This is a genomic window from Micromonospora trifolii, from assembly GCF_050516465.1.
Lineage (GTDB): Bacteria > Actinomycetota > Actinomycetes > Mycobacteriales > Micromonosporaceae > Micromonospora > Micromonospora trifolii.
In genome coordinates, this window is sequence record NZ_CP191526.1 from 3,842,378 (window position 1) to 3,867,292 (window position 24,915).

22 protein-coding genes are annotated in these 24,915 nt (G+C 72.1%); 8 read left to right on the forward strand and 14 right to left on the reverse strand.

All coding sequences use genetic code 11. From position 1 onward, the window contains the following. Positions 1-105: 105 nt before the first annotated feature. Positions 106-1,002 (forward strand): glutamate cyclase domain-containing protein, encoded by an 897-nt coding sequence (locus tag ACQRWP_RS17755; RefSeq protein WP_430496213.1) that lies wholly within the window; start codon positions 106-108, stop codon positions 1,000-1,002. Here the strand turns inward: ACQRWP_RS17755 and ACQRWP_RS17760 are convergent. Together ACQRWP_RS17760 and ACQRWP_RS17765 are read right to left on the reverse strand one after the other, a co-directional pair. Continuing rightward, positions 986-1,798, reverse strand: coding sequence for a hypothetical protein (locus ACQRWP_RS17760; RefSeq protein WP_430496215.1), 813 nt, complete (start codon positions 1,796-1,798; stop codon positions 986-988). The two genes, ACQRWP_RS17755 and ACQRWP_RS17760, sit on opposite strands and share 17 nt — an antisense overlap. Before the next feature lie 31 nt (positions 1,799-1,829). Beyond that, positions 1,830-2,702 carry a hypothetical protein gene (locus ACQRWP_RS17765; RefSeq protein ID WP_430496217.1) on the reverse strand — a complete coding sequence of 291 codons (873 nt, stop codon included), beginning with the start codon at positions 2,700-2,702 and terminating at the stop codon, positions 1,830-1,832. An 87-nt stretch (positions 2,703-2,789) separates the two neighbouring features. On the opposite strand from ACQRWP_RS17765, the gene ACQRWP_RS17770 reads away from it, so the two are divergent. The 3 genes from ACQRWP_RS17770 to ACQRWP_RS17780 are packed head-to-tail and all read left to right on the forward strand — an operon-like array spanning position 2,790 to position 4,730. Beyond that, positions 2,790-3,761: a hypothetical protein gene (locus ACQRWP_RS17770; protein WP_430496219.1), complete on the forward strand. Its 972-nt coding sequence runs from the start codon at positions 2,790-2,792 to the stop codon at positions 3,759-3,761. Between the two features lie 37 nt (positions 3,762-3,798). Further along, positions 3,799-4,284 carry a hypothetical protein gene (locus ACQRWP_RS17775; protein WP_430496220.1) on the forward strand — a complete coding sequence of 162 codons (486 nt, stop codon included), beginning with the start codon at positions 3,799-3,801 and terminating at the stop codon, positions 4,282-4,284. Next, entirely contained in the window at positions 4,281-4,730 is a 450-nt protein-coding gene (locus ACQRWP_RS17780) for a hypothetical protein (protein WP_430496222.1), read from the forward strand. Before ACQRWP_RS17775 ends, ACQRWP_RS17780 begins: the two co-directional genes overlap by 4 nt. A gap of 30 nt (positions 4,731-4,760) precedes the next feature. Here ACQRWP_RS17780 and murD read toward each other — a convergent pair whose 3' ends face one another. Then, the gene (gene murD / locus ACQRWP_RS17785) at positions 4,761-6,107 is read right to left on the reverse strand and encodes a UDP-N-acetylmuramoyl-L-alanine--D-glutamate ligase (RefSeq protein WP_430496223.1); all 1,347 of its coding nucleotides are present in this window, start codon (positions 6,105-6,107) and stop codon (positions 4,761-4,763) included. Between the two features lie 82 nt (positions 6,108-6,189). On the opposite strand from murD, the gene ACQRWP_RS17790 reads away from it, so the two are divergent. Beyond that, the gene (locus tag ACQRWP_RS17790) at positions 6,190-7,539 is read left to right on the forward strand and encodes a hypothetical protein (protein WP_430496225.1); all 1,350 of its coding nucleotides are present in this window, start codon (positions 6,190-6,192) and stop codon (positions 7,537-7,539) included. A gap of 38 nt (positions 7,540-7,577) precedes the next feature. Here ACQRWP_RS17790 and ACQRWP_RS17795 read toward each other — a convergent pair whose 3' ends face one another. From ACQRWP_RS17795 to ACQRWP_RS17805, 3 genes are read right to left on the reverse strand one after another with little or no spacing between them, the layout of a single operon-like run. Further along, on the reverse strand, positions 7,578-9,458 hold the full coding sequence (locus tag ACQRWP_RS17795; RefSeq protein WP_430496227.1) for a PucR family transcriptional regulator: 1,881 nt from the start codon (positions 9,456-9,458) through the stop codon (positions 7,578-7,580). Between the two features lie 47 nt (positions 9,459-9,505). Continuing rightward, positions 9,506-10,957: an argininosuccinate synthase gene (gene argG, locus ACQRWP_RS17800; RefSeq protein WP_430496228.1), complete on the reverse strand. Its 1,452-nt coding sequence runs from the start codon at positions 10,955-10,957 to the stop codon at positions 9,506-9,508. 47 nt (positions 10,958-11,004) lie between these two features. Further along, on the reverse strand, positions 11,005-11,856 hold the full coding sequence (locus tag ACQRWP_RS17805) for a TrmH family RNA methyltransferase (RefSeq protein WP_430496230.1): 852 nt from the start codon (positions 11,854-11,856) through the stop codon (positions 11,005-11,007). 47 nt (positions 11,857-11,903) lie between these two features. Here ACQRWP_RS17805 and ACQRWP_RS17810 point away from each other — a divergent pair, with 47 nt between their 5' ends. Further along, positions 11,904-13,793: a thiamine pyrophosphate-requiring protein gene (locus ACQRWP_RS17810; protein ID WP_430496232.1), complete on the forward strand. Its 1,890-nt coding sequence runs from the start codon at positions 11,904-11,906 to the stop codon at positions 13,791-13,793. A gap of 134 nt (positions 13,794-13,927) precedes the next feature. Here the strand turns inward: ACQRWP_RS17810 and ACQRWP_RS17815 are convergent, their stop codons facing one another. From ACQRWP_RS17815 to ACQRWP_RS17830, 4 genes are all read right to left on the reverse strand, one after another. Beyond that, positions 13,928-16,126, reverse strand: coding sequence for a transglycosylase domain-containing protein (locus ACQRWP_RS17815; RefSeq protein WP_430496234.1), 2,199 nt, complete (start codon positions 16,124-16,126; stop codon positions 13,928-13,930). Between the two features lie 269 nt (positions 16,127-16,395). Beyond that, a complete protein-coding gene (locus ACQRWP_RS17820) occupies positions 16,396-17,163 on the reverse strand; it encodes a hypothetical protein (protein WP_196924337.1) in 768 nt (255 codons plus the stop codon). A 133-nt stretch (positions 17,164-17,296) separates the two neighbouring features. Then, entirely contained in the window at positions 17,297-18,403 is a 1,107-nt protein-coding gene (locus ACQRWP_RS17825; protein ID WP_196925555.1) for an SPFH domain-containing protein, read from the reverse strand. 5 nt (positions 18,404-18,408) lie between these two features. Next, positions 18,409-18,882, reverse strand: coding sequence for an NfeD family protein (locus tag ACQRWP_RS17830; RefSeq protein WP_091403880.1), 474 nt, complete (start codon positions 18,880-18,882; stop codon positions 18,409-18,411). A gap of 120 nt (positions 18,883-19,002) precedes the next feature. On the opposite strand from ACQRWP_RS17830, the gene ACQRWP_RS17835 reads away from it, so the two are divergent. After that, complete coding sequence (locus tag ACQRWP_RS17835; RefSeq protein ID WP_430496237.1) at positions 19,003-20,304, forward strand: serine hydrolase domain-containing protein; 1,302 nt, start codon at positions 19,003-19,005, stop codon at positions 20,302-20,304. Positions 20,305-20,337: 33 nt separating this feature from the next. Here the strand turns inward: ACQRWP_RS17835 and ACQRWP_RS17840 are convergent, their stop codons facing one another. Then, on the reverse strand, positions 20,338-21,150 hold the full coding sequence (locus tag ACQRWP_RS17840; protein ID WP_430496239.1) for a DUF3097 domain-containing protein: 813 nt from the start codon (positions 21,148-21,150) through the stop codon (positions 20,338-20,340). 184 nt (positions 21,151-21,334) lie between these two features. Between ACQRWP_RS17840 and ACQRWP_RS17845 the strand changes: the two genes are divergently transcribed. Further along, positions 21,335-22,129, forward strand: coding sequence for a hypothetical protein (locus ACQRWP_RS17845; RefSeq protein WP_430496241.1), 795 nt, complete (start codon positions 21,335-21,337; stop codon positions 22,127-22,129). A 75-nt stretch (positions 22,130-22,204) separates the two neighbouring features. Here the strand turns inward: ACQRWP_RS17845 and ACQRWP_RS17850 are convergent, their stop codons facing one another. The 3 genes from ACQRWP_RS17850 to fabI form a co-directional block, all read right to left on the reverse strand. Then, positions 22,205-22,984: an HAD-IIA family hydrolase gene (locus tag ACQRWP_RS17850; RefSeq protein WP_091403868.1), complete on the reverse strand. Its 780-nt coding sequence runs from the start codon at positions 22,982-22,984 to the stop codon at positions 22,205-22,207. A gap of 15 nt (positions 22,985-22,999) precedes the next feature. After that, positions 23,000-24,028 (reverse strand): ferrochelatase, encoded by a 1,029-nt coding sequence (locus tag ACQRWP_RS17855; protein WP_430496242.1) that lies wholly within the window; start codon positions 24,026-24,028, stop codon positions 23,000-23,002. 100 nt (positions 24,029-24,128) lie between these two features. Then, a complete protein-coding gene (gene fabI / locus ACQRWP_RS17860; RefSeq protein ID WP_091403861.1) occupies positions 24,129-24,896 on the reverse strand; it encodes an enoyl-ACP reductase FabI in 768 nt (255 codons plus the stop codon). Positions 24,897-24,915 lie beyond the last annotated feature (19 nt).

Genomic DNA, 24,915 nt, shown 5'->3' on the forward strand with positions numbered 1-24,915 from the left:
TTGACCCATGATTTCCGCAGTACTCATGGGAAAAACCCACGCGATCCGCAGCCTGGTCGCACACCGCTACCCTGGGTTGGTCCACTGTCGCCGGGGAGGCACACGGTGCGCATCGAAGAGACGATCGCCGAGCTGGAGCGCGTCGCCGCGCGCGAGGTGGGCCGGGGTAGCGAGGCGTTGGCCGCGCCCGCGGCGGGTGGGCTGCTGGCCGCCGCCCGGTCGCTCGCCGCCGCCGGAGCGCCCGACGCCGCGGTGTTCACCGGGTTCTTCATCCCCGGCGCCGAGCCACCCGCCGCGGAGACCGACGGCCCGCTCGGCGCGGTCCAGATCGCCGCCGCGCTGCGCCTGCTCGGTGGCCGGTGCCGGCTCGTCACCGACGAGCCCTGCGCCCCGGTGGTCGAGGCGGCCGTCGCCGCCGCCGCGCCGGGCCTGCCGGTCGCCGTCGCGCCGCTGCGGGGTTACCAGGACTGGGCTACCGCCCTGCTCCCCGAGTACGGCCGGCTGACCCACCTCATCGCCTGCGAACGGGTCGGGCCCGGGGTGGACGGTCGGCCCCGCAACATGCGCGGCGAGGACATCGGCGCGCACACGGCACCCTTGGACCGGCTCTACACCTCCGGGTCGGCGTACCGGATCGGCATCGGCGACGGTGGCAACGAACTCGGCATGGGCCTTCTGCCGGCGGACCTGATCGGCCGGGTGGTCGCCTCAGGCGAGCGGATCCGGTGCGTGGTGGGCGCGGACGCGTTGCTCGTGGGTGGCACGTCCAACTGGGCCGCCGCCGCCCTCGTCGGCGCGCTGTCGCTGCTCCGCCCCGAGGTGCCCGAGCTTCGGACGCTGCTGGAGCCTTCCTGGTCGTACGACCTGTTGACCGCGATCGTGCGCGCGGGCGCGGTGGACGGCGTGCGCCGGCGCCCCACGCTCAGCGTCGACGGCCTCGACTGGCCCGCGTACGCCGAACCGCTCACCCGGATCGCCGAGCTGGTCAGGGCAGGCCGGTAGGCGTGGGTGGCTCGGTCGCCGGCCGCAATGTCCTCGGCGGGCGGCTCGCCGCTCGCGCGTGCGCGACCTGGCGGGGGCGCAACGGCAGGTGCAGGGCGGCGGCGACCACCGCGAAGGCCGCCCAGCCGGCGCCCAGCGCCGCAGCCGACGAGACGTCCTGAAGGTAGTGGTACGCGGTGAGGAAGCCGACCAGCGCGAGGCTGTTGCGGGCGAAGTGCCGACTGAACTCGGCCAACTGCCGGCGGGCCTCGACGGCGACCAGCACCCCCGAGTACGGGAATGTCACCACCATGCCGCGCAGCACGGCGCCGAGCAGTTGGGTGAGGACCGCGCCAACGAAGATCACCACCAGCTTGAGCAACGCCGGCAGCCCGTCCGGGCGGGTCTCCGCGACGGCGACCGCCTCCTCGGCGGGAGCACCGCGTCGGCGGGCGCGACGGCGCAGCCACAGGATGGCCGCCAGCCAGAGCACGAGCGTGCCGGCGAGGGCCGCCTCGAACGGGATGTCGACGGCCAACAGGCCGGCGCTCAGCGCCACGTAGACGGCGATCCCCGCGACGTCGGCGAGCAGGATCGGCCAACGCCACCGCTGGTGGGTGACCGCCACGGTGACGAAGAAGAGGTTGAGTCCGAGCACACCGAGCACCTGCGCGCCGTCCACCCGATAGTCGGTGGTGAGCAGGGCGAGCGTCATCGGCAGCGGCAGGCTGTAGACCAGCGCGCGAAGCCGGACGGAGCGGATCACGCTGACCACCCAGACCACGGCCGTCACCAGCAGGACCGCGCTCAACGTCATGGCTCACCCGTTCCCGCCCCGGTGAGGGCCGTCAGTCCTGGAAGGTCGCGGCGTTCGCGCAGAGGTCGAACACGCGGGTGAGCCGAGCGACATCCGTCCGGTTGACCGAGAACTGATTCTCGCCGATCTCGCCGTGCGCGGTCATGTGGGCCTCCCAACAGCTCGACCCGTCCCAGAGTGTCAAATTGACGTGCAGGTGCGGACTCACCACCCCGAGGGGCAGCAGACCCACCCGCGCCCCGGCCGCGCGCTGCTTCTCCACCAGGGCGGACAGATCGTCGGTCAGCCGGGCATAGACGAAGACCCGGGTGATCTGGACACCCCGTTGCAGGGCCTCCACGTTGGCCTCCCAGTAGCGCCGGCCGATCTCGCTGCGCCACCAGCTCAGCTCCCCGCTCACCCGGGGCATCACGTTGGTCAACCCGTCCAGCCGACGTACGCAGGCGCGGGTCGCGCCGACCAGATCCTCGTCCTCGTCACCGCGCCGGATGATCCGACCGTCCGCGAGCTGCTCGGCCTCCAACCGGAACTGCTCGTACCGCCGCTGCGCCTCCACCGCGACCCGGGTGCCCGCGTGCTGCTCGGCCGCCTCCCGGATGGCCCCGGCCAGCTCCGTGGTGGTGCGGACCAGCCAGGGCGGGCCGTCCAGCAGGGTGCGCAGGTGGAAGCGGCGCTCCGCGCGGGCCAGTGAGTCGACCAGCAGCGAGATCGTGATGCCCATCAGGCCGGCCAACAGCGACTCCACCCCGGAGGCGGCATTGCTGAGGTCGAGCACGACGCTGAGGGTGACCGACAGCGTGATGCCGACCAACGCCACCGGGTCGGTGTGCGCCACCAGCCGGACGAAGCCGGCGGTGGAACCGCCGCTCTGCCGTAACCGCTGACGGGCCATGTCACGGGTCATCGAGATCCCCCAATCAACCGCTCCCGCCAGCGTAGACAGCAACCACAACCACCGGTCCCACCACAGCGGGCCGGTAGCATCCGGCAGGTGCACAGAGCGGACGCGGCGCCGTCGACCGGTACTGACGACGAGCGGATCACGGCGGAGATCCAGGCCTGGGTCTGCTCCACCCCGCTCCAGGGCCTGGTCACCCACTTCGGCGGCACCTGGCCCGACGGCGACCTCACCGACGTGCTCCGCTTCCTCGACGACTTCTCCGCCCGCAACTGGGACTTCCGGGGTGGCCGGGAACGGCCCGACGCCCGGGAGCCCGACCTCGACCCGGCCACCGCGACACTGGTGCTCGACGCGGCCGCCGCGCTCGGGCTGATCCACCCGGTGCCGCCGGCCCGGTCGGCGTACGCCCACCTGGTGGTGCTCGGCGGCCTGGCGCACGCCTGCGTACGCCGCGTCGCCTACGCCGCGCACCTGCTCCGCGCCGGCCTACCGGTGAGCGGCGAGGTCGCCGTCCTGGGCAGCTTCCGGCCGCTGTCGGACTGGGAACGCCGCACGCTCGCCGACGCGGGCCTGCCGGCCGACGAGACCGAGGTGGACGTGCTGGACACGGCTGTCCGCCGGGTGTTCGAGGTGGCCGCACCGGCGGAGCAGGACGGCGTGGACGCCGGTCACCCGCACCACTCCTGGTCGTCGCGGACCTATCGACCGGACGGGCTGCCGCCGATCCGGGTGCTGGCCGCGCCGTCCAGCGAACCGGACCAGCGGCGGGCCCACACCGCCGACACCCAGCGGTTCTGGGCCGGCCACGTCCGGCTCGCGCCGGGCGACAAGGTCCTGATGGTCACCGCGCCGATCTACGTGCCGTTCCAGCACTGCGACGCGCTACGCACGCTGGCCGTGCCGTACGGGTGCGCCATCGACACGGTCGGTGTGGACCCGACGCTGGCCGACCTGGCGGTGCTACCCGAGCAGACGCTCACGCCGGGGCGCTACCTCCAGGAGATCCGCTCGGCGATCCGCTCGATGCGCGCCCTGCACACCGCCGCGAGACAGCCTGGCTGACCCCCTACGGGGTCACCACACCGATACAGTCGCTCGGGTGTCCACCGCCGAGATCCATCAGTTCCTGACGGCGCTGCATCGGATCCACGACCGGCTCGACAAGGCGATGGACGAGACGCACGCGGTCAGCACAGCCGGCGAGCACGCCGAGATGGAGCCGCTCTTCCACCTTGAGGAGACCGAGACCGGCATTCGCGTCGGCAGCCGCTACGTCTACCGGGTCGCCGGCGCCTCGCCCGCCCCGGACGGGTGGGATCTGAGTACGCGGGACGACGTGTCCGAGCTGAACATCTCAGCGACGGTGCTCATCGAACCCACGGGGTGCACGGCCTCGGTGACGGTCATGGCGATCATGCGCGATGCCGCGCTGTCCCCGTACCCCCTCGGGGAGCATTCGCTGCACGACGCCCGGCAGGTCCACCCGGACAGCGCGGCGGCCATCGACGCTCTCGCCACGATGGTGGAGGAGCTGGAGTCCCCGGTCACCTTCCTCAAGCGGGTGCACCTGGTGGTGACACGGTGACTGATGTCGATGCCGACCTGGCCCGGCTCCTCACGGCGTTCCTGCATGCCCACCGTCGGCTCGTCGCGTACGCCGTCGCCCAACTCGTCATTCAGGAGACTGACGCGGAGCCGGGCGGCCACCCCTACCTGACCGATTTTCAGACCGGCGCGGTGCTCTTCAGCAGCAGTGGAGTCGCCACGCTCGATCCCGACCACGACCTCTCCGAGTTGCGCGTCGAGGCCGGGGTGCGGCCGGACCCGACCGGGTTCGAGGTCTGGGTGGAGTTGGTGCTCTTCGCCGGCGCGGAGTCCAACAGCGGCTGGCCGGAGGGCCGCCACCTGCTGCACGAGGAGCGACAGCGCTGCGCCGACGTATCCGAGACGGTGCGCACCCTCACGACGTACGTCGACCGGCTCGTCGCCGTCGAGGACCCGTTGGCGTCGGTGGCCTGGACCCGCCGCTGAGCCGGGCTCAGCGGGCGGTGTCGGCTGGGCTCAGCGGGCGGTGTCGGCGACGGCCTGGGCGAAGACCTCGGAGCGGTGCTCGAAGTTGCGGAACCGGCCGTAGCTGGGCGCGGCCGGGGACAACAGCACCACCCCGCCGGCCGGGGTCACCTCGCGGGACAGCCGGACCGCGTCCACCAGGTCGTCGACCAGTTCGGTACGCACCTTCGGCAGGCCGGCGAGCACCTCGACGATGCGGGTGCCGCTGTCCGGAATCCCGATCACGGTCAGCTCCCGCTCGGCCAGGTGCTCGGCCAACGGCGTGTAGTCCAGACCCCGGTCGTTGCCCCCGACGATCACCGTCAACGGCCGCCCGTCGTACGCGTCGATGGCGTGCATGGCCGCGTACGGGCTGGTGGCCAGGGTGTCGTCGACGAACGTCAGCCCGGACGGGTCGGTGATCTCGGTGAGCCGGTGGGCCAGCCCCTGGAACTCGGCGACCACGACGGCGAGGTGGTCCTTGCCGGCCACCACGTCCACGCCGAGCGCGTCGAGCACGGCGAGCGCGACGCAGAGGTTCCCCTCGTTGTGCCGGCCGACCAGCGGCAGCACGGCACGCGGGAAGAGCGGCTGGTCACCGAAGTGGAACCAGGGTGTGCCGTCGGCGCCGGTGCCGACGTGGGTGGTGTCGGGGCGACCGGCCCGGACCGCCGGCAGCTCACCCAACTCCGCGGCGAGGCGGGGGTCGCCACCGTTGACCACGATCGTCTGCGGGTCGTGGGCGAGGAGGTTGAGCTTGTCCCGGTAGTACTCCCGTTCCCCACCGTGCGCGTCCAGGTGCTCGGGGAAGAGCGCGGTGACCACCGCCACCCGGGGCGAGTCGGTGAGGTCGCTGCACTGGTAGCTGGACAGCTCCAGCACGTACAGCTCCGCCTCCGGCAGGTCCAGGGTCGGCACCCCGATGTTGCCGCCGAAGACGTTCGGCCGGCCCATCGCGGTGAGCAGGTGACTGATCAGGCTGGAGGTGGTGCTCTTGCCCTTGCTGCCGGTGACCCCGACGGTGCGCGCGGCGTGGTCGGCCATCCACAACGCGGTGCCCTGGGTCACCAGGATTCCGCGGCGGCGCAGCTCGATCAGCCACGGGTGGGTCTGCGGCACGCCCGGGGAGCGGACCACCACGTCCGCGGCGGCCAGCCGCTCGAAGCCCGCCTCGCCGGTGACCAGCGGCGCCGCCTCGGCCAGGGGGCCGTCCCACGGCAGCGACAGGAAGTTCGCGCTGTCGTCCACGGCGACCAGCTCGGCCGGGCCGTGCGCGGCGATGGCGGTCACAGCGGCCCGGCCCTCCCGACCGGTGCCCCAGACGGCGACGGTACGTCCGCGCAGGTCAGAAAGGCGCACGGGGCTCTCCTCGTGGGTCACGGCGGCGGCAGGGCGGGCCCGGTCCGGACACGGCCGGACGAACCAGGGCCTAGTATGGCGTGTGCCCAACGAGCAGCTCCGGCGGATGGACGCCTTCACCTTCCCGTCCTACTCGATCGACTTCGCCACCGGCGAGGTGTTGTTCGACTACGCCCTGACCGGCCCGGCCGGTGAGCAGCGGTTCACCGAGGTGATCACGCTTCCGCTGCCGGCGGAGCCGCCCTCCGACGAGACGGTGGCGACCCTCAACCGGGTGCTGGAGGTGCTGCACCTCGTCGCCGGGGTCAGTTACTACAAGGCCGCCGCGCCGCCCCGGCTCGTGCTGCCGGCGCCGCTGGGCGCGGCCACCGTCGACTACGTCACGGCCGTCTACACCAGGGGCCTCGCGGAGTACGCGTACCGCAACCAGCTGCCGCACGTGCTCGAGCTGCGCCCGGAGGTGCCGGCCGGCACACCGGAGTCACCCCGGGTGTACGACGACTCGGACCGTCGCCCGCTCTCGGCGGTCGGCGGCGGTAAGGACTCGATCGTCAGCCTGGAGGCGCTGCGCCGCGCCGAGCTGGACCCGGTGCCGTTCTCGGTCAACCCGAACCACGTGATCGTCGCCGTCAACGAGGCGTCCGGCCTGGTCCCGCTGGCTGCCCGACGGCGCATCGACCCGGTGCTGTTCGACCTGAACGCGGCCGGCGCGCTGAACGGGCACATCCCGGTCACCGCCATCAACTCCCTGATCGCGGTGGCCACCGCCGTCCTGCACGGGCTGGGCCCGGTGGTGATGTCCAACGAGCGTTCGGCGTCCGACCCGAACCTGGTCTGGAACGGCCACGAGATCAACCACCAGTGGTCCAAGGGCGTCGAGGCGGAGGGGCTGCTGCGGGCGTCGCTGGCCGAGCACGCCGGCCTGACCGACCCGTACTTCTCGCTGCTGCGTTCGCTGTCCGAGCTGCACATCGCCCGGCTGTTCGCCGAGTTCACCCGGTACGACGACGTGGTGACCAGCTGCAACCAGGCGTTCAAGCTGCGCGACGCGAGTGAGCGTTGGTGCCGTGACTGCCCGAAGTGCCGCTTCGTCTTCCTGGCCATGGCGCCCTTCATGCCCCGGGAGCGGGTCACCCACATCTTCGGCGGCGACCTGCTGGCCGACGAGTCGCAGATCCCCGGCTACCGCGAGCTGCTGGGCGTGGACGGGCACAAGCCGTTCGAGTGCGTGGGCGAGGTCGAGGAGTCGGTGGTGGCGCTCGGCCTGCTCGCCGAGCAGGACCAGTGGCGCGACGCCCCGGTGATCCAGGCCCTGGTCGAAGCCGTCCCGGAGACGGCCTGGTCCGCGGTGGCGACCTCGGACGTCTTCACCCCCGGCGGCCCCAACCACATCCCCCCCACCTACGCCAAAGCCCTCAACTCCCTCACCTAACCCCCCCTCGCGCCGATGGGCGCTGGGAGGTAGGCGGGTTAGGGGGTGCGGACTGCTTCTAGGGCCAGTAGGGCTACGTGTAGGGAGAGGCTGGCCTCTACCGAGTCCAGGTCCACGTCGAGGATGCGCGCGATGCGGGCCAGGCGTTCGTAGAAGGCCGGCCGGGACAGGTGGGCGGCGGCGGCACCCGCGGACTTGTTGCGTCCCTGCTCCAGGTAGGCGCGCAGGGTGTCGAGCAGCCGTTCCCGGGGGTGCCGGGCGTCGTACTCCAGCAGCGCGCCGAGTTCACGCTCCACGAACGTCTGGAGGCGGGGCTCGTCGCGCAGCAAATGCAACAGCCCGGCCAGACCGACGTGCGGCAGCCGGAAGATCGGCAGATCACGCCGGTCCCGCCGGGCCGCCTCGGCGATCTGCCGCGCCTCGACCAGCGACCGTCGGGCCTCCCGCAGGGTGCCCACCCTGGAGCCGGCGGCAATGATCACGCCACCCGGGCCAGCACCCCGGAACGGATCGACGCCGCCCCCCGACCGAGCGGCCTCGACACCGAACGCCGCGCGGGACGGATCTGCGCCGAAGCCCGTGCGGGCCGGATCGGCGCCGACCCCCGCACGGGAAGCGTCGGATGCGGGACGCGACACGTCGGAGCCGGAGGTGGCCCGAGCCGGTTCGACGCCGGGTGCCGGCCGGCCGGTGCCGGCGTCGAGGCGTACCCGACGAAGGGCGCTGGCGAACGCGGACAGCGCGCGGTCCTCGGAGGCCGGGTCCGGTAGGGCCAGCAGCGCGCCCACCGAGTGGTCGTCGACGGCGCTGGTCAGCGCGGTCAGCTTCGCCTCCCGCAGGGCCTGGCCGACCGCCTCGGAGAGATCGCGTAACCGGGCCTGGCCGGCCTCGGGGCCGATCTCCCCGGTGGGGTCGTCGGCGCGGTGCCGGACCATCACGCCGACCAGGTGCCGCCGGTCGAGCACCACGCCGAGCGCCTTGGCCCGCAGCCCCACCTCGTCCACCGGGCGGGAGTGGTCGATCAGCGCGGTGAGCAGGGTGCGGTGGATCTGCCGTTCCAGGCCCTCGGCGTCGCGGCGGATCAGCCGGCCCAACGCGAGGGTGGACGCGGCCCGCTCGATCAGGATGGTGAGCCGGGTGGGCGAGCCCGCGGTCGGTTCGACGGCCCGAGCGCTGGGCACGTCCCCGCTGGCCGGCCAGCGCAGCAGCAGCCGACCCCAGTCCTGGCCCCGGGCGCCGACGGTGGTCACGAGCCAGCCACTGTCCGCGTCGTACGCGGTCCGCCCGGCCGGGCGGATCCGCCGGGAGTGCTGCTCCCAGCCGTCCAGCAGCAGCTCGGCGCTCTCGCCCGCCGGGTCGTACCCGAGCACCTGCCGGGACAGGTTCTCCAGCACCACCGGGCAACCGGACAGCTCGGCGGCCTGTCGGATCACCTCGGCGGCGTCGGCGCCCTCCACGGAGAGGTCGTTGAACCGTTGGTGGATCTCCTCGGTGGCGCGCAGCTCGGTGAGCTGCGCGTCGACGATCAGCGCGTGCACCGCCTCGGTGATCCGGACGAACGGGGTGGCCCGGCGCAGCTCCACCAGGGGCAGCCCCCGCCGCTCGGCGGCGGCGGCCATCACCCGGGGCACCTCGCTGACGTACCGGCGGCCCAGCTCGACGACGAGCCCGGAGACTCCGACGTCGGCCAGATCGCCGATGAACGCGCGCAACCCGGCGTCGTCCCCGGGCAGACCGATGCCGGTGGTGAGGACCAGTTCGCCACCGCCGAGCAGGGTGGCGATGTCCGGCACCTCGGCGACGTGCACCCACCGGACGGGTCGGTCCAGCCCCTCGTCGCCGGCGACCACGCGTGGCGCGCCGTGGCGGACCGGGTCCAGGGCGAGGACCTCACGGACGGTAGGGAACACGGCCGCCACGCTACCGTCCGTGACGCCGGAACTCGACTTACCACCGGCGCGAGGGGTCAGTCGACGCCGAACTCCATCGCGGCGCGGTCGAGCGCCTCGTCCTCGGGCGAGGCGACGCCCCGGGACGCGATGGCCTCCGCGCCGCCCTCGGGCATCGCGCCGATCAACCCGGTCGAGGCGGCCTGCGCGGCCCCGATCATCCGCTGCGAGTTCCCGCCGCCGACCAGGCCAAGGGAGGCGTACTGCTCCAGCTTCGACCGCGAGTCGGCGATGTCTAGGTTGCGCATGGTGAGCTGACCGATCCGGTCCGACGGGCCGAACGCCGAGTCCTCGGTACGCTCCATCGACAGCTTGTCGGGGTGGTAGCTGAACGACGGGCCAGTGGTGTCCAGGATCGAGTAGTCCTCGCCCCGGCGCAGCCGCAACGTCACCTCGCCGGTGACCGCCGTGCCGACCCACCGCTGCAACGACTCGCGCAGCATCAGCGCCTGCGGGTCCAGCCAGCGGCCCTCGTACATCAGCCGACCGAGGCGGCGACCCTCGTTGTGGTAGTTCGCCAGGGTGTCCTCATTGTGGATGGCGTTGACCAGCCGCTCGTACGCATAGTGCAGCAGCGCCATTCCGGGCGCCTCGTAGATGCCGCGGCTCTTGGCCTCGATGATCCGGTTCTCGATCTGGTCCGACATGCCCAGTCCGTGCCGGCCACCAATGGCGTTGGCCTCCAGCACCAGGTCGACGGCGCTGCCGAACTCCTTGCCGTTGATCGTGACCGGGCGGCCCTGGTCGAAGCCGACGGTGACGTCCTCGGTCGGGATCTCCACCGACGGGTCCCAGAACCGGACGCCCATGATCGGGGTGACCGTCTCGATGCCGGTGTCGAGGTGCTCCAGGGTCTTCGCCTCGTGCGTGGCGCCCCAAATGTTGGCGTCGGTCGAGTACGCCTTCTCGGTGCTGTCCCGGTAGGGCAGGCCGCGTTCGAGCAGCCACTCGGACATCTCCTTACGCCCACCCAGTTCGGTGACGAAGGCGGTGTCGAGCCACGGCTTGTAGATGCGCAGCATCGGGTTGGCCAGCAGGCCGTACCGGTAGAACCGCTCGATGTCGTTGCCCTTGAAGGTCGAGCCGTCGCCCCAGATCTGGACGTCGTCGGCGACCATCGCGCGCACCAGCAGGGTGCCGGTCACGGCGCGGCCCAGCGGGGTGGTGTTGAAGTACGCCCGCCCGCCGGTGCGGATGTGGAAGGCACCGCAGGTCAACGCGGCAAGGCCCTCCTCGACCAGGGCGGCGCGGCAGTCGACCAGGCGGGCGACCTCGGCGCCGTAGCTGAGGGCGCGGCCGGGCACCGAGGCGATGTCGGGCTCGTCGTACTGGCCGATGTCAGCGGTGTAGGCGCAGGGAATGGCGCCCTTGTCGCGCATCCACGCGACCGCGACCGAGGTGTCGAGGCCGCCGGAGAAGGCGATGCCGACACGTTCGCCGGTGGGCAGGGAGGTGAGAACCTTGGACACGGGGAAAATTATGCAATAGAACGCATGGCCATGCAAGCCGAAGCGATCTACTCGCCGCCGAACGGCGGATCGTCGCGCCCCAGCTCCCAGAACGCCACCGCCGCTGCGGCGGCCACGTTCAACGAGTCGACGCCGCGCCGCATCGGAAGGACCACCCGGACGTCGCTGGCAGCCTGGGCCGCCGCGGTGAGGCCGGGCCCCTCGGCGCCGAGCAGCAGCGCCGCCCGCTCGCGCTGCGCCGGGGTCAACCGCTGGATCGGTACGGCATCCGGCGCGGGCGTCATGGCGAGCACTGTGAAGCCGGCCTCCCGTACCTGGTCCAGGCCCTCGGGCCAGCGGTCGAGCTTCGCGTACGGCATCGCGAAGACCTCACCCATGCTGACCCGGACACTGCGCCGGTACAGCGGGTCGGCGCAGGACGGCGACAGCAGCACCGCGTCGATGCCGAGCGCGGCGGCACCCCGGAAGACCGCCCCGAGGTTCGTGTGGTTGTTCACGTCCTCCAGGAGCACGACCCGGCGCGCGGCGGCGAGCACCTCGGCCGCCGTCGGCAGCGGCCGGCGGTGGAACGACGCCAGCACCCCCCGGTGTACGTGGAAGCCGGTGGCCCGTTGCAGCACGTCCTGTGTCGCGGCGTAGACCGGCGCGTCGCCGGTGTCCAGGTCGGCGAGCTGGTCGACCCGCTTGGCGTCGACCAGGTACGACCGGGCCGGGTAGCCCGCGCGCAGCGCCCGGCGCAGCACCAGCTCCCCCTCGGCGATGAACAGGCCGTGCGGCGGTTCCCAGCGGGTGCGCAGCTCGACGTCGGTGAGCGCCCGGTAGTCGGCGATCCGGTCGTCGTCGGGGTCGGTGATCTGGTGGACAGGCACCCGACGATTCTGCCGGACGCCGAGCAGCACGCTTCGAGGCCCGCCCGGCGGGGTGTTTTGTCCGAAGAAGAAGGGGAATGACCGGCGGGGAATCGGACGCGACGGAGAGGACCAGCCAGGTGAGCGCAGACGACACCACGCCGGGCGAAGCGGGCACCCTGCCCCGGCGTCCGACCGTCGCGGACCACATCGTGTCGCGGCTGTTCAGCTGGGGCGTACACCGCTACTTCGGCTATCCGGGCGACGGCATCAACGGCCTCACCTCCGCACTGCAACGCACCAACGGGCGGGCCCAGTTCATCCAGGTCCGCCACGAAGAGACCGCCGGCTTCGCCGCCTCCGCGCACGTCAAGTACGGCGGTGGGCCGCTGGGCTGCGCGCTGGTCACCAGCGGGCCGGGCGCCATCCACCTGCTCAACGGCCTGTACGACGCGAAGCTCGACCACCAACCGGTCATCGCCCTGGTCGGTCACACCGCGACCACCGCCGAGGGCGGCGGCTACTACCAGGAGGTCGACCTGCTCGCCCTCTACAAGGACGTGGCCGCGGCGTTCCTGGCCCAGCTCGACCACCCGGCGCAGGTACGCCACCTGGTCGACCGGGCGTGCCGGACGGCGCTGGCCCGGCGCACCGTCACCGCCCTGATCCTGCCCCTGGACCTTCAGGACGAGCCGGCCGTCCCGAACCCGCCGCACGCGCACGGCTACTACCAGACCAGCAACGCGCCGAGCAGCACGCCGACCGTCCCGCCGGAGGCGGACGTACGCCGGGCGGCCGAGGTGCTGCGCGGCGGGCAGCGGGTGGCCATGCTGGTCGGCCAGGGCGCCCTCGGCGCGCGCGACGAGGTCCGCGAGATCGCTGATCGGCTCGGGGCCGGCGTGGCCACCGCGCTGCTCGGCTTCACCGCCGTCGACCACCGCGAACCGTGGGTGACCGGCGCGATCGGGCTGCTCGGCACCCGACCGAGCTGGCAGCTGATGAACGGCTGCGACCGGCTGCTGATCGTGGGCAGCAACATGCCGTACTCAGAGTTCTACCCACCGCCCGGGCAGGCCCGCGCGGTGCAGATCGACCTGGACGGCACCCAGCTCGGGCTGCGGTACCCGACCGAGGTGAACCTGACCGGCGACGCCCGCCCCACGCTGCGGGCGTTGCTGAACGAACTGGGCCCCGGCCCCGGGCCGACCGCCTGGCGCACGGAGATCACCGAGGCCACCTCGGCGTGGCGCCGGGTGCAACACGACCTGGCCGAGCAGACCGCCGACCCGGTCAACCCACAGTTGCTCTTCCACACCCTGAACGAGCGGCTGCCCGACGACGTGCTGCTCGCTGTCGACTGCGGCACCACCACCGCCTGGTACGCCCGACACATCCAGGTACGCCCCAGCATGCTGGCCAGCCTCTCCGGCACGCTTCTGTCCATGGGCGGCGCCATGCCGTACGCGTTGAGCGCCAAGTTCGCCCACCCGGACCGGCCGCTGGTCGCGCTGATCGGCGACGGCGCCATGCAGATGAACGGCGTCAACGAGCTGATCACCGTGGCGAAGTACTGGCGCAGCTGGGCCGACCCGCGTTTCGTGGTGCTGGTGCTCAACAACCGGGATCTGGCGTTCGTCAGCTGGGAACAGCGCTCCACCGAGGGGACGCCGATGTTCCCGGACAGCCAGCAGTTGCCGGACATCGCCTACCACCAGTGGGCGGAGGTGCTCGGGCTGCACGGCGAGCTGATCGACTCACCGGATCAGGTGCGGGACGTCTGGGACCGGGCGCTCACCGCCGACCGGCCGGTGGTGATCAACGCCCTGGTCGACCCGGCGGAGCTGATGCTGCCACCGCACTTCACCGTCGAGCAGGCCCGCAAGACCGCCGCCGCAGTGCTACGCGGCGACACCGACTGGGCCGGAATCATCCGCCGCGGCCTCCCGGCCACCATGGCCAGCTACCGCCCCCGCCGCCGCCAACCCTGACCCACCCACCCACCCACCCCACCCGGCGCCGATCTTGCACTTTGTGCACGGACAGAGGCCCGCGAAAGGGTGCTATTCGGCGACCGAAAGTGCAAGATCGCGGGGGTGGGGCGGGTGCGGGCGGGAGGGTGGGGTCAGCCTCGGCGGTCTAGCCAGCGTTGGAGGGCTGAGCGGTTGTCGTTGGTGGGGTCCTGCTGGCGGTTCGGGACCGTTGGGCGCTCCACCGGGCGGTGCGGGTCGCCGGCCAACTCGTGGCTCGGCGCGACGAACGCCTTCTCCGGCTGGCCCTTCACTGCGGTGGCGATGACCCGGGCGACCGCGTCGATCACCTTGGTCTGCACCGCCGAGCCCACCGAGTCGGCCGGGTCGTCCGGGTTGGCGGCGATACCGGCCACCGCGACCTGCGGGGTGAAACCGACGAACGTCTCGGTGGAGTTCTGCTCCGAGCTACCCGTCTTACCAGCCACCGGTCGGCCGTCGAGGATGTCGTTCACACCGGTGGCGGTGCCCCCGTTGCACTGCCCGAACGCCGACTGCTGACCCACCGGGCAACGCGCCGCGTCTGTCGCGGCACGGGCGACGTCGACGTCGAGCACCCGCTTGCAGGAGGGTTGCCCCACCGGCACCTTCGTGCCGTCCGCGTCGGTCACCGAGACCACCGGCACCGGCGTGCAGTAGGTGCCCTCGGCGGCCACCGTGGCGTACGCGTTGGCCAGGTCCAGCGGGGTGGTGGCCGCCACACCCAGGGTGAACGAACCCCAGTTCGTGGCGTTGTTCTTGGCGAAGGCGGCGTCCGAGTCGGCGCGGAACGTGATACCGAGCCGCTGCGCCATCTGGACCACCTTGTCCTGGCCGACCTGCTCGGCCAGCCAGACGAAGTAGGTGTTCACCGAGCGGCCGAAGCCGTCCCACATCATCCGGTACCCGTCCATCCAGTCCGGGTTGGCGTTCGCCGGGCACCAGTGGCCATCACAGCTGCCCGGCCCCTCGGCGGGGTACCGGGTGGGCAGCTTGGCGGGCGCGTCGAAACCGGTGGAGAGGGTACGGCCCGACTCCAGCGCGGCGAGCATGGTGAACAGCTTGAACGTCGAACCCGCCTGGTACCCGTCGACGCTGGCTCCGCCGGAGATCAACGGGTTGACGGTGTTCGGGTAGTTCGCCTGCCCGGCCGGGTTGTCGGCGAGGCTGTAGTGCCGGTTCACCGCCATCGCCAACACCCGCCCGGTGCCCGGCTGGACCGCCGCGATCGGCAGGGCGCGCTTGTTGTCGTACCCGTAGACCTTGGTGGCCTGCTGCTGCGCGGTGGCCTGGATCTTCGGGTCCAGCGAGGTGACCACTGTGTAGCCGCCCGAACGCAACGCCTGCTCGCGCTCCGCGACGGTGGCCCCGAAGGCCGGCTGGGTCAGCCACCACTGGCGCAGGTAGTCGCAAAAGTAGCCCCAGTCGTCGTGGCCCTGGGAGACGGCGGTGCAGCCGTTGGGCTGGGCAGTGGGGTGCAGGGCCAGCGGCTCGGCCTTGGCCTGGGCGGCCTGCGCGGCGGTGATCGCGTTGGTGGCGACCATCGAGTCCAGCACGTACGACCGGCGGGCCACCGCCTCGTCCTTGTCGCCGCTGATCGGGCTGTACGCGTCCGGGGACTGCACCAGACCGGCCAGCAGGGCCGACTCACCGAGGGTCAACTGCGCCGGAGGCTTGCCGAAGTACCGCTGGCTGGCCGCCGCGATCCCGTACGCGCCGGAGCCGAAGTAGGCGATGTTCAGGTACCGGTCGAGGATTTCGTCCTTGCCGAGGCTCTTGTCCAGCGCGCTCGCGTACCGGATCTCCTGGATCTTGCGCCCGACGGTGGGGTCGGTGGCGGCGGCGCGCTCCTCGGCGGTGCGGGTGGGGTCGGTCTTGAGCACGTTACGGACGTACTGCATGGTCAACGTCGAGCCGCCCTGCTCGGTGCCGCCACCCTTGACGTTGGCCACCAGCGCCCGGGCCAGGCCGCGCAGGTCCGCGCCACCGTGGTCGTAGAAGCGCCGGTCCTCGGCCGCCACGATCGCCTGCCGCATGACCGGGGCGATCTCCGACAGGGGGACGTCGGTGCGGTTCTCGTCGTAGAACGTGGTGATCAGCGTCTTGCCGTCGTTGGCGTAGAGGTACGAACGCTGCGGCGTGGCCGGGGTCTTCAGCGAGGCCGGCAACGCGGCGTACGACCCGAGCGCGGAGCGGGCGGTGAGTCCGAGCAGCAGGTTGCCGGGCAGCGCGGCGACTGCCAGGACGAGCCCGGCCAACACGCCGGCGAGCAGCACGGTGAACAGCCGCGACAGCGGCGAGCGGGGGGCGGCCATGCTCCCCAGGATTGCCACGAAAGCCGCCAACCGACCACCCCCGACCCGCGATTGTCAGCAACTTCACGCCCACTCACCAGCCAACTCCCACCCCGCCCCCCAGCCCCGCCCCCCGCGCCCCCACCCCGGCCCCCACCCCGGCCCCCACCCCGGTGATCATGGGGTTAGCGGGAGGTTTGATCACGGAATCACCCGTCAACCTCATGATCACCGGAGTTGGTCGAGGGCCGGGGCCGGGGCCGGGGCCCGGGGCCGGGTGGGTGGGTGGGTTAGGGGTTGGGGGTGCTCAGGCTGGCGGTGGCGGCGTCTCTGGCGGTTTCGCGGGGCATCAGACGGCCGGAGCGGTAGCCGATGCCGATGCCGGCGATCAGCACGAAGATCGCGCCGAAGGTCTGCAACGAGCCGATCAGCGCGCCGCCGAGGCCGAGCAGCGGCGCGGCGATGATCAACATGACGCCGTCGCCGAGACTGAAGGTGCCCGAGCGGGCCACCGCCCACCCGGTGAGGAACCAGCCCGCGCTGTAGAACGTCGCGCCGAGCAGGACCAGCGACCGCGCGGTGGCGCCGAAGACCGGCGTCTGCTCCTCGAGCCCGGCGAACGGCAGCATCAGCACGGTGCCGGCGATGCTGACCAGCAGCCCGGCGGCGGCCACCCGGCGGCTGCGGGTCGCGGCCAGCAGCCCGGTAAGGGCCAGCAGCGCGAGCAGTCCGAGCCAGACCGCGGCCACCCAACCGATCAGGTACACCGCCCGGCCGTCGGCCGGATAGGGGTCGTTGCCCACCCCTCCGTCGCTGGCCATCGCCACCGCGCCGTAGAGGATGGCGTACGCGGGCAGCAGCCAGACCGCCGCGCGTGCGAACCGACGCACCGACCAGGCCCAACTGGCGTTCGTGGCGGGGGCGCCCGGGGTCGGCTCGCCGACGAAGGGCAGTACGCCGAACCCGCCACCGCTGCGCCGGGAGCCCAGCGGGGCGACCGGGTCGTGCGCGCCGGGCACCGGGGCCGAGGACCACATCCGATTCGCCGGATCCTTCATGCGTCACCTCGCTCGTCGTCGAGCGGTGCACCGACGCGCCGGGGCGCCCCGATTGCCTGGTCACCACCCGTCCTAGGACCGATCGTGGCAGGCGTCGGAGCGCCCCATGAGTCTTTCTCGTATTAAGCCGTGATCAGCCGCGCTCGCGCTGGTCGGCCGGGTCCTCGACGAGGCTGGTCGGCGACACCGGCTCCGGCGCGGGCAGCCCCTTCGGCCCCTTGCCGCCGGTGGCCTGCGCCTCGGCGACGCGTACCTCGTCGTGGATCTGCTGGGCGGCGTCCGCCGCGGCCTGCGCCGCCTCGGCGGCCTCACGCTCGACCTGGCTCGCGTGTTCGGCGGCCTCCGGTGCGGGCAGATCCCCGACCATCTGGCTCAGCCCGCCGAGCGCGCCACCCATCCCCTCCAGGGCCTTGGTCAGCTCGGCCGGGATGATCCAGACCTTGTTGGCGCTACCCTGGGCGATCTGCGGCAGAGCCTGGAGGTACTGGTAGGCGAGCACCTTCTGGCTCGGGTTGGCCTGGTGGATCGCGTCGAAGACCGTCCGGATCGCCTTCGCCTGGCCCTCGGCCTGCAGGATCCGGGCCTGCCGGTCACCGTCGGCCCGCAGCACCGCCGACTGCTTGTCACCCTCGGCGGTCAGGATCACCGACTGCTTGTGCCCCTCGGCGGTCAGGATCGCCGCGCGGCGGTCCCGCTCGGCGCGCATCTGCTTCTCCATCGAGTCGCGGATGCTGGCCGGCGGCTCGATCGCCTTGATCTCGACCCGGGTCACCTTGATGCCCCAGCGGCCGGTGGTCTCGTCCAGCACACCCGAGAGGTGCCGGTTGATCTCGTCCCGGCTGGTGAGCGCCCGCTCCAGATCGAGCGAACCGATCACGTTACGCAACGTGGTGACGGTCAACTGCTCGATGGCCTGGAGGAAGCTGGAGATCTCGTAGGTCGCCCGGACCGAGTCGACCACCTTGAAGTAGAGAACCGTGTCGATCGAGACCACCAGGTTGTCCGAGGTGATCACCGGCTGCGGCGGGAAGCTGACCACCTGCTCCCGCATGTCGACCTTGGTACGGACCGCGTCGACGAACGGCACCAGCAGGTTGAGGCCGGGGCTGAGGGTGCGCTTGTACTTGCCGAGCCGTTCCACCACGTCCTGGCGCTGCTGCGGCACGATCCGCACCGCCTTGGCCAGCGTTATCACGGCGATCAACGCCACCGCGATCACCACCACCCCGATTAAGGTCATCCCGTTCACCCTCTCGATTCCGGCAACTCGCCGGCGGAAGAAACGTCGTCCTGCCACACCAGGGCGGTAGCGCCCCGGACCTTTATCACCCGAACCCGTTGACCGGGGTCGTAGACCTGCGTCGTGTCGTACGACCGGGCGCTCCACAACTCGCCGTCGATCTTGACGAGACCCTGCTCGGCGTCCACCCGTTCCAGCACCAGCGCCGTGGAGCCCTCGATCGCCTCCACGCCGAACGGCTGCTCGCCGCTCTCCAGCGCGGAGCGGCTGTGCCGCCGGATGACCGGTCGGACCACCACCAGGCTCAAGGCCGACACCACCGCGAAGACCAGCGCCTGCACGGCGACCGGTGCGCCGAGAGCGGCCGCACCGGCGGCGGCGAACGCACCGGCCCCGAACATGATCAGAAATAGAGTCGTCGTGAAAATCTCGGCGACGGCCAGCAGCACACCCAAAACGATCCACACCACGGCGTCCACCACCCAATCGTGACACGCAAATGCACGCGCGGCCTCCCCGCGAAGATCAGTAGGCTCTGCGAGACCCTTTCCGGCCCGTCAGAAACCCCACGAATCGGCGGCCCGACCCGAGGAGATCCGTTGACCCTGCTACCCGAGACCGCCCGACAGATCGACACCCGGGTCGCCCAGGCACAGGCCGACGGTCACACCCCGTCGCTGGTGCTGGGCGTGGTCCGCGACGGCACGCTGGCGCATGTGGCCGTCGCCGGCGACCACCCCCGCCCGGATGTCGACCTCCAGTACCGGGTGGGCTCGATCAGCAAGACGATGACCGCGACCCTGATCATGCAGTTGCGCGACGCCGGCCGGCTGGCCCTGGACGACCGACTGGAGCAGCACCTGCCGGGCACCGGCGTGGGCGCGCTCACAGTGCGCCAACTGCTCGGCCATGCCAGCGGCATCCAACGCGAGCCCGAGGGCGACTGGTGGGAGCGGGCGGCGGGCGGCGACCTCACCACTCTGCTCGCCGAGGTCGACGCCAACAAGATCGCTTACCCCCCGCACCGCGCGTACCACTACTCCAACCTGGCGTACGGGCTGCTCGGCGGGTTGCTCGAACGGCTCACCGGGACACCCTGGGCCGACCTGCTCGACGAACGGATCCTCACCCCGCTGGGTCTGCGCCGCACCACCTACGCGGCCACCGAGCCGTACGCCCGCGGCTACGTCGTCCACCCCTGGCACGGCACCCTGCGCGAGGAACCCCGTACCGACACCGGCGCCATGGCCCCCGCCGGGCAACTCTGGTCGACGATCGAGGACCTGGGTCGCTGGGCCGCGTTCCTGGCCGACCCCGACCCGTCCGTGCTGGCCGCCGAGACCCTGACCGAGATGTGCGCCCCCGTGGTGATCAGCGACCTCGACTCCTGGACCGGCGGGCACGGCCTGGGGCTGGAGCTCTACCGGGACGGCGAGCGCGTGTACGTCGGGCACGGCGGCTCGATGCCCGGGTACGTGGCTGCCCTCCTGGTGCACCGACCCACCCGTACCGCCGTGGTCGGCTACGCCAACTCGTACGGCTTCCCGATCACCGGGCTCGGCCGCCAACTGCTGACCACCGTGCTGGACGCCGAGCCGGCGTTCCCGCAGCCGTGGCGGCCGGCCACCGCCGCGCCCGCGGCCGAGTTGGCCGAGTTGACCGGTCGCTGGTGGTGGATGGGCACTTCGCTGGACCTGAGCTGGGACGCGGGTGACCTGGTGGCGCACGTACGCGGTGAGCGGGTCAGCCGGTTCACCGCCGAGGGGACGGACCGCTGGCGGGGACGTTCCGGCCCGGAGAACGGCGAGATCCTGACGGTGCTGCGCGACGACAGCGGACGGGCGCGGGCGGTCGACATCGCCACGTTCGTCTTCACGCGCAGCCCGGACGAGGCTCCCTGACCCGCCGCTGGGCCGATCCGGCGGACCAGGCGGTCAGGCCGGCTCGGTGACGAAGTCGATGAGACGTTCCATGGCGTTGATCAGAGGGGTCTCCACGTCGGCGAAGCTGTTCACCCGGGACAGGATGTGCCGCCACATGTCGGCCGGCTCGGCCACCCCGAGGGCCGCACAGACCCCCTCCTTCCACGGCCGCCCCGGCGGCACCACCGGCCAGGCCGCGATGCCCAGCGCGGCCGGCTTGACCGCCTGCCACACGTCGACGTAGGGGTGCCCGGTCACCAGCACGTGCGGCGAGTTCACCCGGGCGACGATCCGGCTCTCCTTGCTGCCCGGCACCAGATGGTCGACGAGCACGCCAAGTCGTCGGGTCGGGCCGGGGCCGAAGTTGCGTACCTCGGCGTCGAGAGCGTCGATGCCGTCCAACGGCTCGACCACCACGCCCTCGATCCGTAGGTCGTCACCCCAGATCCGCTCGACCAGCGCGGCGTCGTGGATGCCCTCCACCCAGATTCGGCTGGCCTTCGCCACCTGGGCCCGGACGTTTTCCACGGCGACCGAACCGGACGCGGTCCGCCGACGGGCTGCCGGCACCGCGGCGCGGGTCGGGCGGCGCAGCGTCACCGGGCTGCCGTCGAGCAGGAACGCCGCCGGCAGCAGCGGGAAGTTGCGCCGTTTACCGTGCCGGTCCTCCAACACCACCGCGCCGGCCTCGAAGCCCACCACCGCGCCGCAGAACCCGGAGTCGGCGTCCTCGACCACGAGATCCGGTTCGGCGTCCACCTCGGGGGTGACCTTGCGCCGTCGCCAGTCGCCCGCCAACACGTCCTCGCCGTATCGCCCCGCCATGTCGATCACGCTAACCCCAGCCCGCGCCGACCTCACTCCCCGACACACCGCCCAGCGCTCCGACCGCCGACCACACACCCGCGCCAGGGAGCGGGGATTGGGGCGAACAGGGCAGTTGGGGGCAGGCCGGGCGACCGGAGCGGCAGCCGAGACAGGGCCGGTCGTGACCACGTACCCTTTCGGCATGTCCACCCCCGCAACGGGCGCGGTCACACTCGCGCCGCGCCGGTCCAGCCGGTTCGTTGCCTGGGTGCGCGCGTGGCGCGCCGGGTTGGTGCCGTACGACGAGGTCGCCGACGCCATCGCCGGCGACGAGGAACACCTCGTCGCGGACGCCCCGGGCACCTGGACCGACGTCCCGCTGGGTGCCGCGCTGCCCACCCTGGCCAAGCTCTCCCCGGACGAGATCCGCCTGGTGCTGCCCGCGCCGGGCGACCCGAGGGGTTTGCCCGGCCCCGGCGACTTCGCCGGTGCGGCGCTGGTCACGGGCGAGGCGGTGGTCGCCGGCGGGCTCGGGTTGATTCCCCAGGTGCGGCTGCACACCTCCGGCTCCGGAGACTGTTTCGAGACGGTGCTCTGGCGGGTCTACCCGCTGCCGGCCAACGCGCCGGCCGCCTCACTCGCACTGCCCGGTGCCGCCGAGGCGGAGGCCGAGTTGGCCGCCGCGCTCGCCGAGACGACCGCCGTGCTGACCCGCCTCGACGTGGCCCAGTGGCGGCCCGAGCTGGCCGGCGCGCTGGCCGCGCTGCGCCGCCCGGACGGCACCACCGATCTGCCACCGGGCTTCGACCCGCGAGCCCGCCGGCTCTTCGCCCGGGCCGCGGTGCTCGACCGGGTGCTGGCGTTGGCCGGGCACGCCGCCCCGGGCGGCGCGATCAACAACCACGAGGCGCAGCAACGGGACGCGGCACTGCGGCCACTCACCGCAGCCTGCCGGCAGGCGCTGGTGGCCGCCTGCAACGCTCCCCTGCGCCCCTGACCAGACCGCCACGAACGCCGCAGCACCGCCGCACCAATCCATGATCGCCGCCGGCACGGAGGCGACCGGGGCTGGTCAGATCTCGTCGAGCAGGTCCGCGACCGAGTTGATGATCCGGGACGGCCGGTACGGGTAACGCTCCGCCTCGGTACGGCTGCTGATCCCGGTGAGCACCAGGATGGTCTCCAGCCCGGCCTCCAGGCCGCACAGGATGTCGGTGTCCATCCGGTCACCGATCATCGCGGTGCTCTCCGAGTGCGCGTTGATGGTGTTGAGCGCCGAGCGCATCATCATCGGGTTGGGCTTGCCGACGAAGTACGGCTCGACCCCGGTCGCCTTGGAGATCATGGCGGCGACCGAGCCGGCGGCGGGGAGCGCGCCCTCCACGGACGGGCCGGTCACGTCGGGGTTGGTGCAGATGAACCGGGCGCCGTCGTTGATCAGGCGGACGGCCTTGGTGATCGCCTCGAAGCTGTAGGTGCGGGTCTCGCCGAGCACCACGTAGTCGGGGGCGAAGTCGGTCAGCACGTAGCCGACGGCGTGCAGCGCCGTGGTCAGCCCGGCCTCACCGATGACGTACGCGGTGCCACCCGGCCGCTGGTCGGCGAGGAACTGGCCGGTGGCCAGGGCGGAGGACCAGATCGACTCCTCCGGCACGTCCAGCCCCATCCGGCTGAGCCGGGCCGTCAGGTCCCGCGGGGTGTAGATCGAGTTGTTGGTCAGCACCAGGAACGGCTTGCCGGAGGCGCGCATCCGGTTGATGAACTCCGGCGCGCCGGGCACCGGCTGGCCCTCGTGCACCAGCACGCCGTCCATGTCGGTCAGCCAACTCTGCACGGGCTTACGGTCATGCATGATGATCCTCAGAGGTCAGGGGCGACGGGTCGGCACGCAACAGACGGTGGGGCAGCTGTCCCACATGGGCAGCTCGCCCAGGCGGCGGCGCAGCTGCGCGCCGTCCGGGTCGGTCCGCTCGGTGACCAGCTCACGCACCATGGTCACGAAGCGCGGGTCGGTGCCCGGCGTGCCGGCCCGGACGAAGTCCAGGCCGAGCTGCTTCGCCGTCTCCAGCGCTTCGGTGTCCAGGTCCCACACGACCTCCAGGTGATCGGAGACGAACCCGATCGGGCTGACCACCACAGCTGTGGTGCCGCCCTGCGCGAGGGCGGTCAGGTGGTCGTTGATGTCCGGTTCCAGCCACGGCATCTGCGGCGGGCCGGAGCGGCTCTGCCAGACCAGGTCGTACCCGAGGTCGGGTGCGGCGGCCGCGGCGACGAGCCGGGCGGTCTCGTGCAGCTGCGCCTCGTACCGGCCGCCGTGCGGGCCGGCGTTGGCCGCCATCGAGTTGGGGATGGAGTGGGCGGTGAAGACCAGCCGGGTGGTGTCCCGTTTCGCCGGGTCGAGCTGGCCCAGGGCCGCCCGGACCGCGTCGACGTGCGGCTCGACGAAGCCGGGGTGGTCCCAGAACTGACGCAGCTTCTCGATCACGGGGGCTTCGGGGCCGACGGCGGCACGGGCGGCGGCGATGTCCTCCTGGTACTGCCGGCAGGACGAGTAGCCGCCGTACGCGCTGGTGACGAAGGCCAACGCCCGGGTGACCCCGTCGTCGCGCATCTGGGTCACGGTGTCGGCGAGCATCGGGTCCCAGTTGCGGTTGCCCCAGTAGAGGGGCAGGTCGACACCGTGCGCGGCGAAGTCGGCGCGGACGGCGGCCAGCAGGTCCCGGCACTGCTGGTTGATCGGGGACACCCCACCGAAGTGCTGGTAGTGCTCGGCGACCTCGGCCAGTCGCTCGGGAGGCACACCCCGGCCCCGGGTCACGTTCTGCAGGAACGGCATCACGTCCTCGGGCCGCTCGGGCCCGCCGAAGGACACCAGCACCACCGCGTCGTACGACATGGGGTCATTCTTGCCCCTCGGCCGGGACGTCCCGGCGACGCCCCCTGGTCCGGACGCGTAGATCACGCGGACGGTGACCAGGGAGCGTCACGGCGCAGCGTCAGGAACCGATGGCGTGGTAGCCGCCGTCGACGTGGACGATCTCGCCGGTGGTGGCCGGGAACCAGTCGGAGAGCAGCGCCAGGCAGGCCCGCGCGGCGGGTTCCTGGTCGGTGAGGCTCCAGCCCAGCGGGGCACGCTCGGCCCAGGCGTCCTCGAACTGGTCGAAGCCGGGGATCGACTTCGCGGCGATGGTGCGCAGCGGCCCGGCGGCGACCAGGTTGCTGCGGATGCCCTGCTTGCCCAGGTGCAGCGCCAGGTAGCGGGACGCGGACTCCAGGCCGGCCTTGGCCACGCCCATCCAGTCGTAGACCGGCCACGCCTTCGTCGCGTCGAAGGTCAGGCCGACCACCGCGCCGCCGGGCGACATCAGCGGCAGCGCCGCCATGGCCAGCGACTTGTACGAGAAGGTGGAGACGTGCAGGGCGGTCGCCACGTCCTCCCAGGGCGCGTCGAGGAAGCCGCCGCCCAGGCAGCTCTGCGGGGCGAAGCCGATCGAGTGCACGACACCGTCGAGGCCGTCAACGTGCTCGCGTACCCGGTCGGCGAGGCCGGCCAGGTGCTCGGTGTTGGTGACGTCCACCTCGATGACCGGCGCCGGCTCGGGCAGCCGCTTGGCGATCCGCTCGACCAGGGAGAGCCGGCCGTAGCCGGTGAGCACGACCTGCGCGCCATTCTCCTGAGCGAGCTTCGCCACCGAGAAGGCGATCGAGGCGTCGGTGATGACACCGGTGACGAGCAGCCGCTTACCGGCGAGCAGTCCGGACATCGCAGATTTCCTCCGTAGT

Coding starts and splice junctions, on each gene's coding strand:
- ACQRWP_RS17760 (WP_430496215.1), bottom strand. CDS start 1,798: ATGACGTTGAGCGCGGTCCTGCTGGTGACGGCCGTGGTCTGGGTGGTC.
- ACQRWP_RS17765 (WP_430496217.1), bottom strand. CDS start 2,702: ATGACCCGTGACATGGCCCGTCAGCGGTTACGGCAGAGCGGCGGTTCC.
- ACQRWP_RS17810 (WP_430496232.1), top strand. CDS start 11,904: ATGACCGGCGGGGAATCGGACGCGACGGAGAGGACCAGCCAGGTGAGC.
- ACQRWP_RS17815 (WP_430496234.1), bottom strand. CDS start 16,126: ATGGCCGCCCCCCGCTCGCCGCTGTCGCGGCTGTTCACCGTGCTGCTC.
- ACQRWP_RS17820 (WP_196924337.1), bottom strand. CDS start 17,163: ATGAAGGATCCGGCGAATCGGATGTGGTCCTCGGCCCCGGTGCCCGGC.
- ACQRWP_RS17825 (WP_196925555.1), bottom strand. CDS start 18,403: ATGACCTTAATCGGGGTGGTGGTGATCGCGGTGGCGTTGATCGCCGTG.
- ACQRWP_RS17840 (WP_430496239.1), bottom strand. CDS start 21,150: ATGGCGGGGCGATACGGCGAGGACGTGTTGGCGGGCGACTGGCGACGG.
- ACQRWP_RS17845 (WP_430496241.1), top strand. CDS start 21,335: ATGTCCACCCCCGCAACGGGCGCGGTCACACTCGCGCCGCGCCGGTCC.
- ACQRWP_RS17850 (WP_091403868.1), bottom strand. CDS start 22,984: ATGCATGACCGTAAGCCCGTGCAGAGTTGGCTGACCGACATGGACGGC.
- ACQRWP_RS17855 (WP_430496242.1), bottom strand. CDS start 24,028: ATGTCGTACGACGCGGTGGTGCTGGTGTCCTTCGGCGGGCCCGAGCGG.
- fabI (WP_091403861.1), bottom strand. CDS start 24,896: ATGTCCGGACTGCTCGCCGGTAAGCGGCTGCTCGTCACCGGTGTCATC.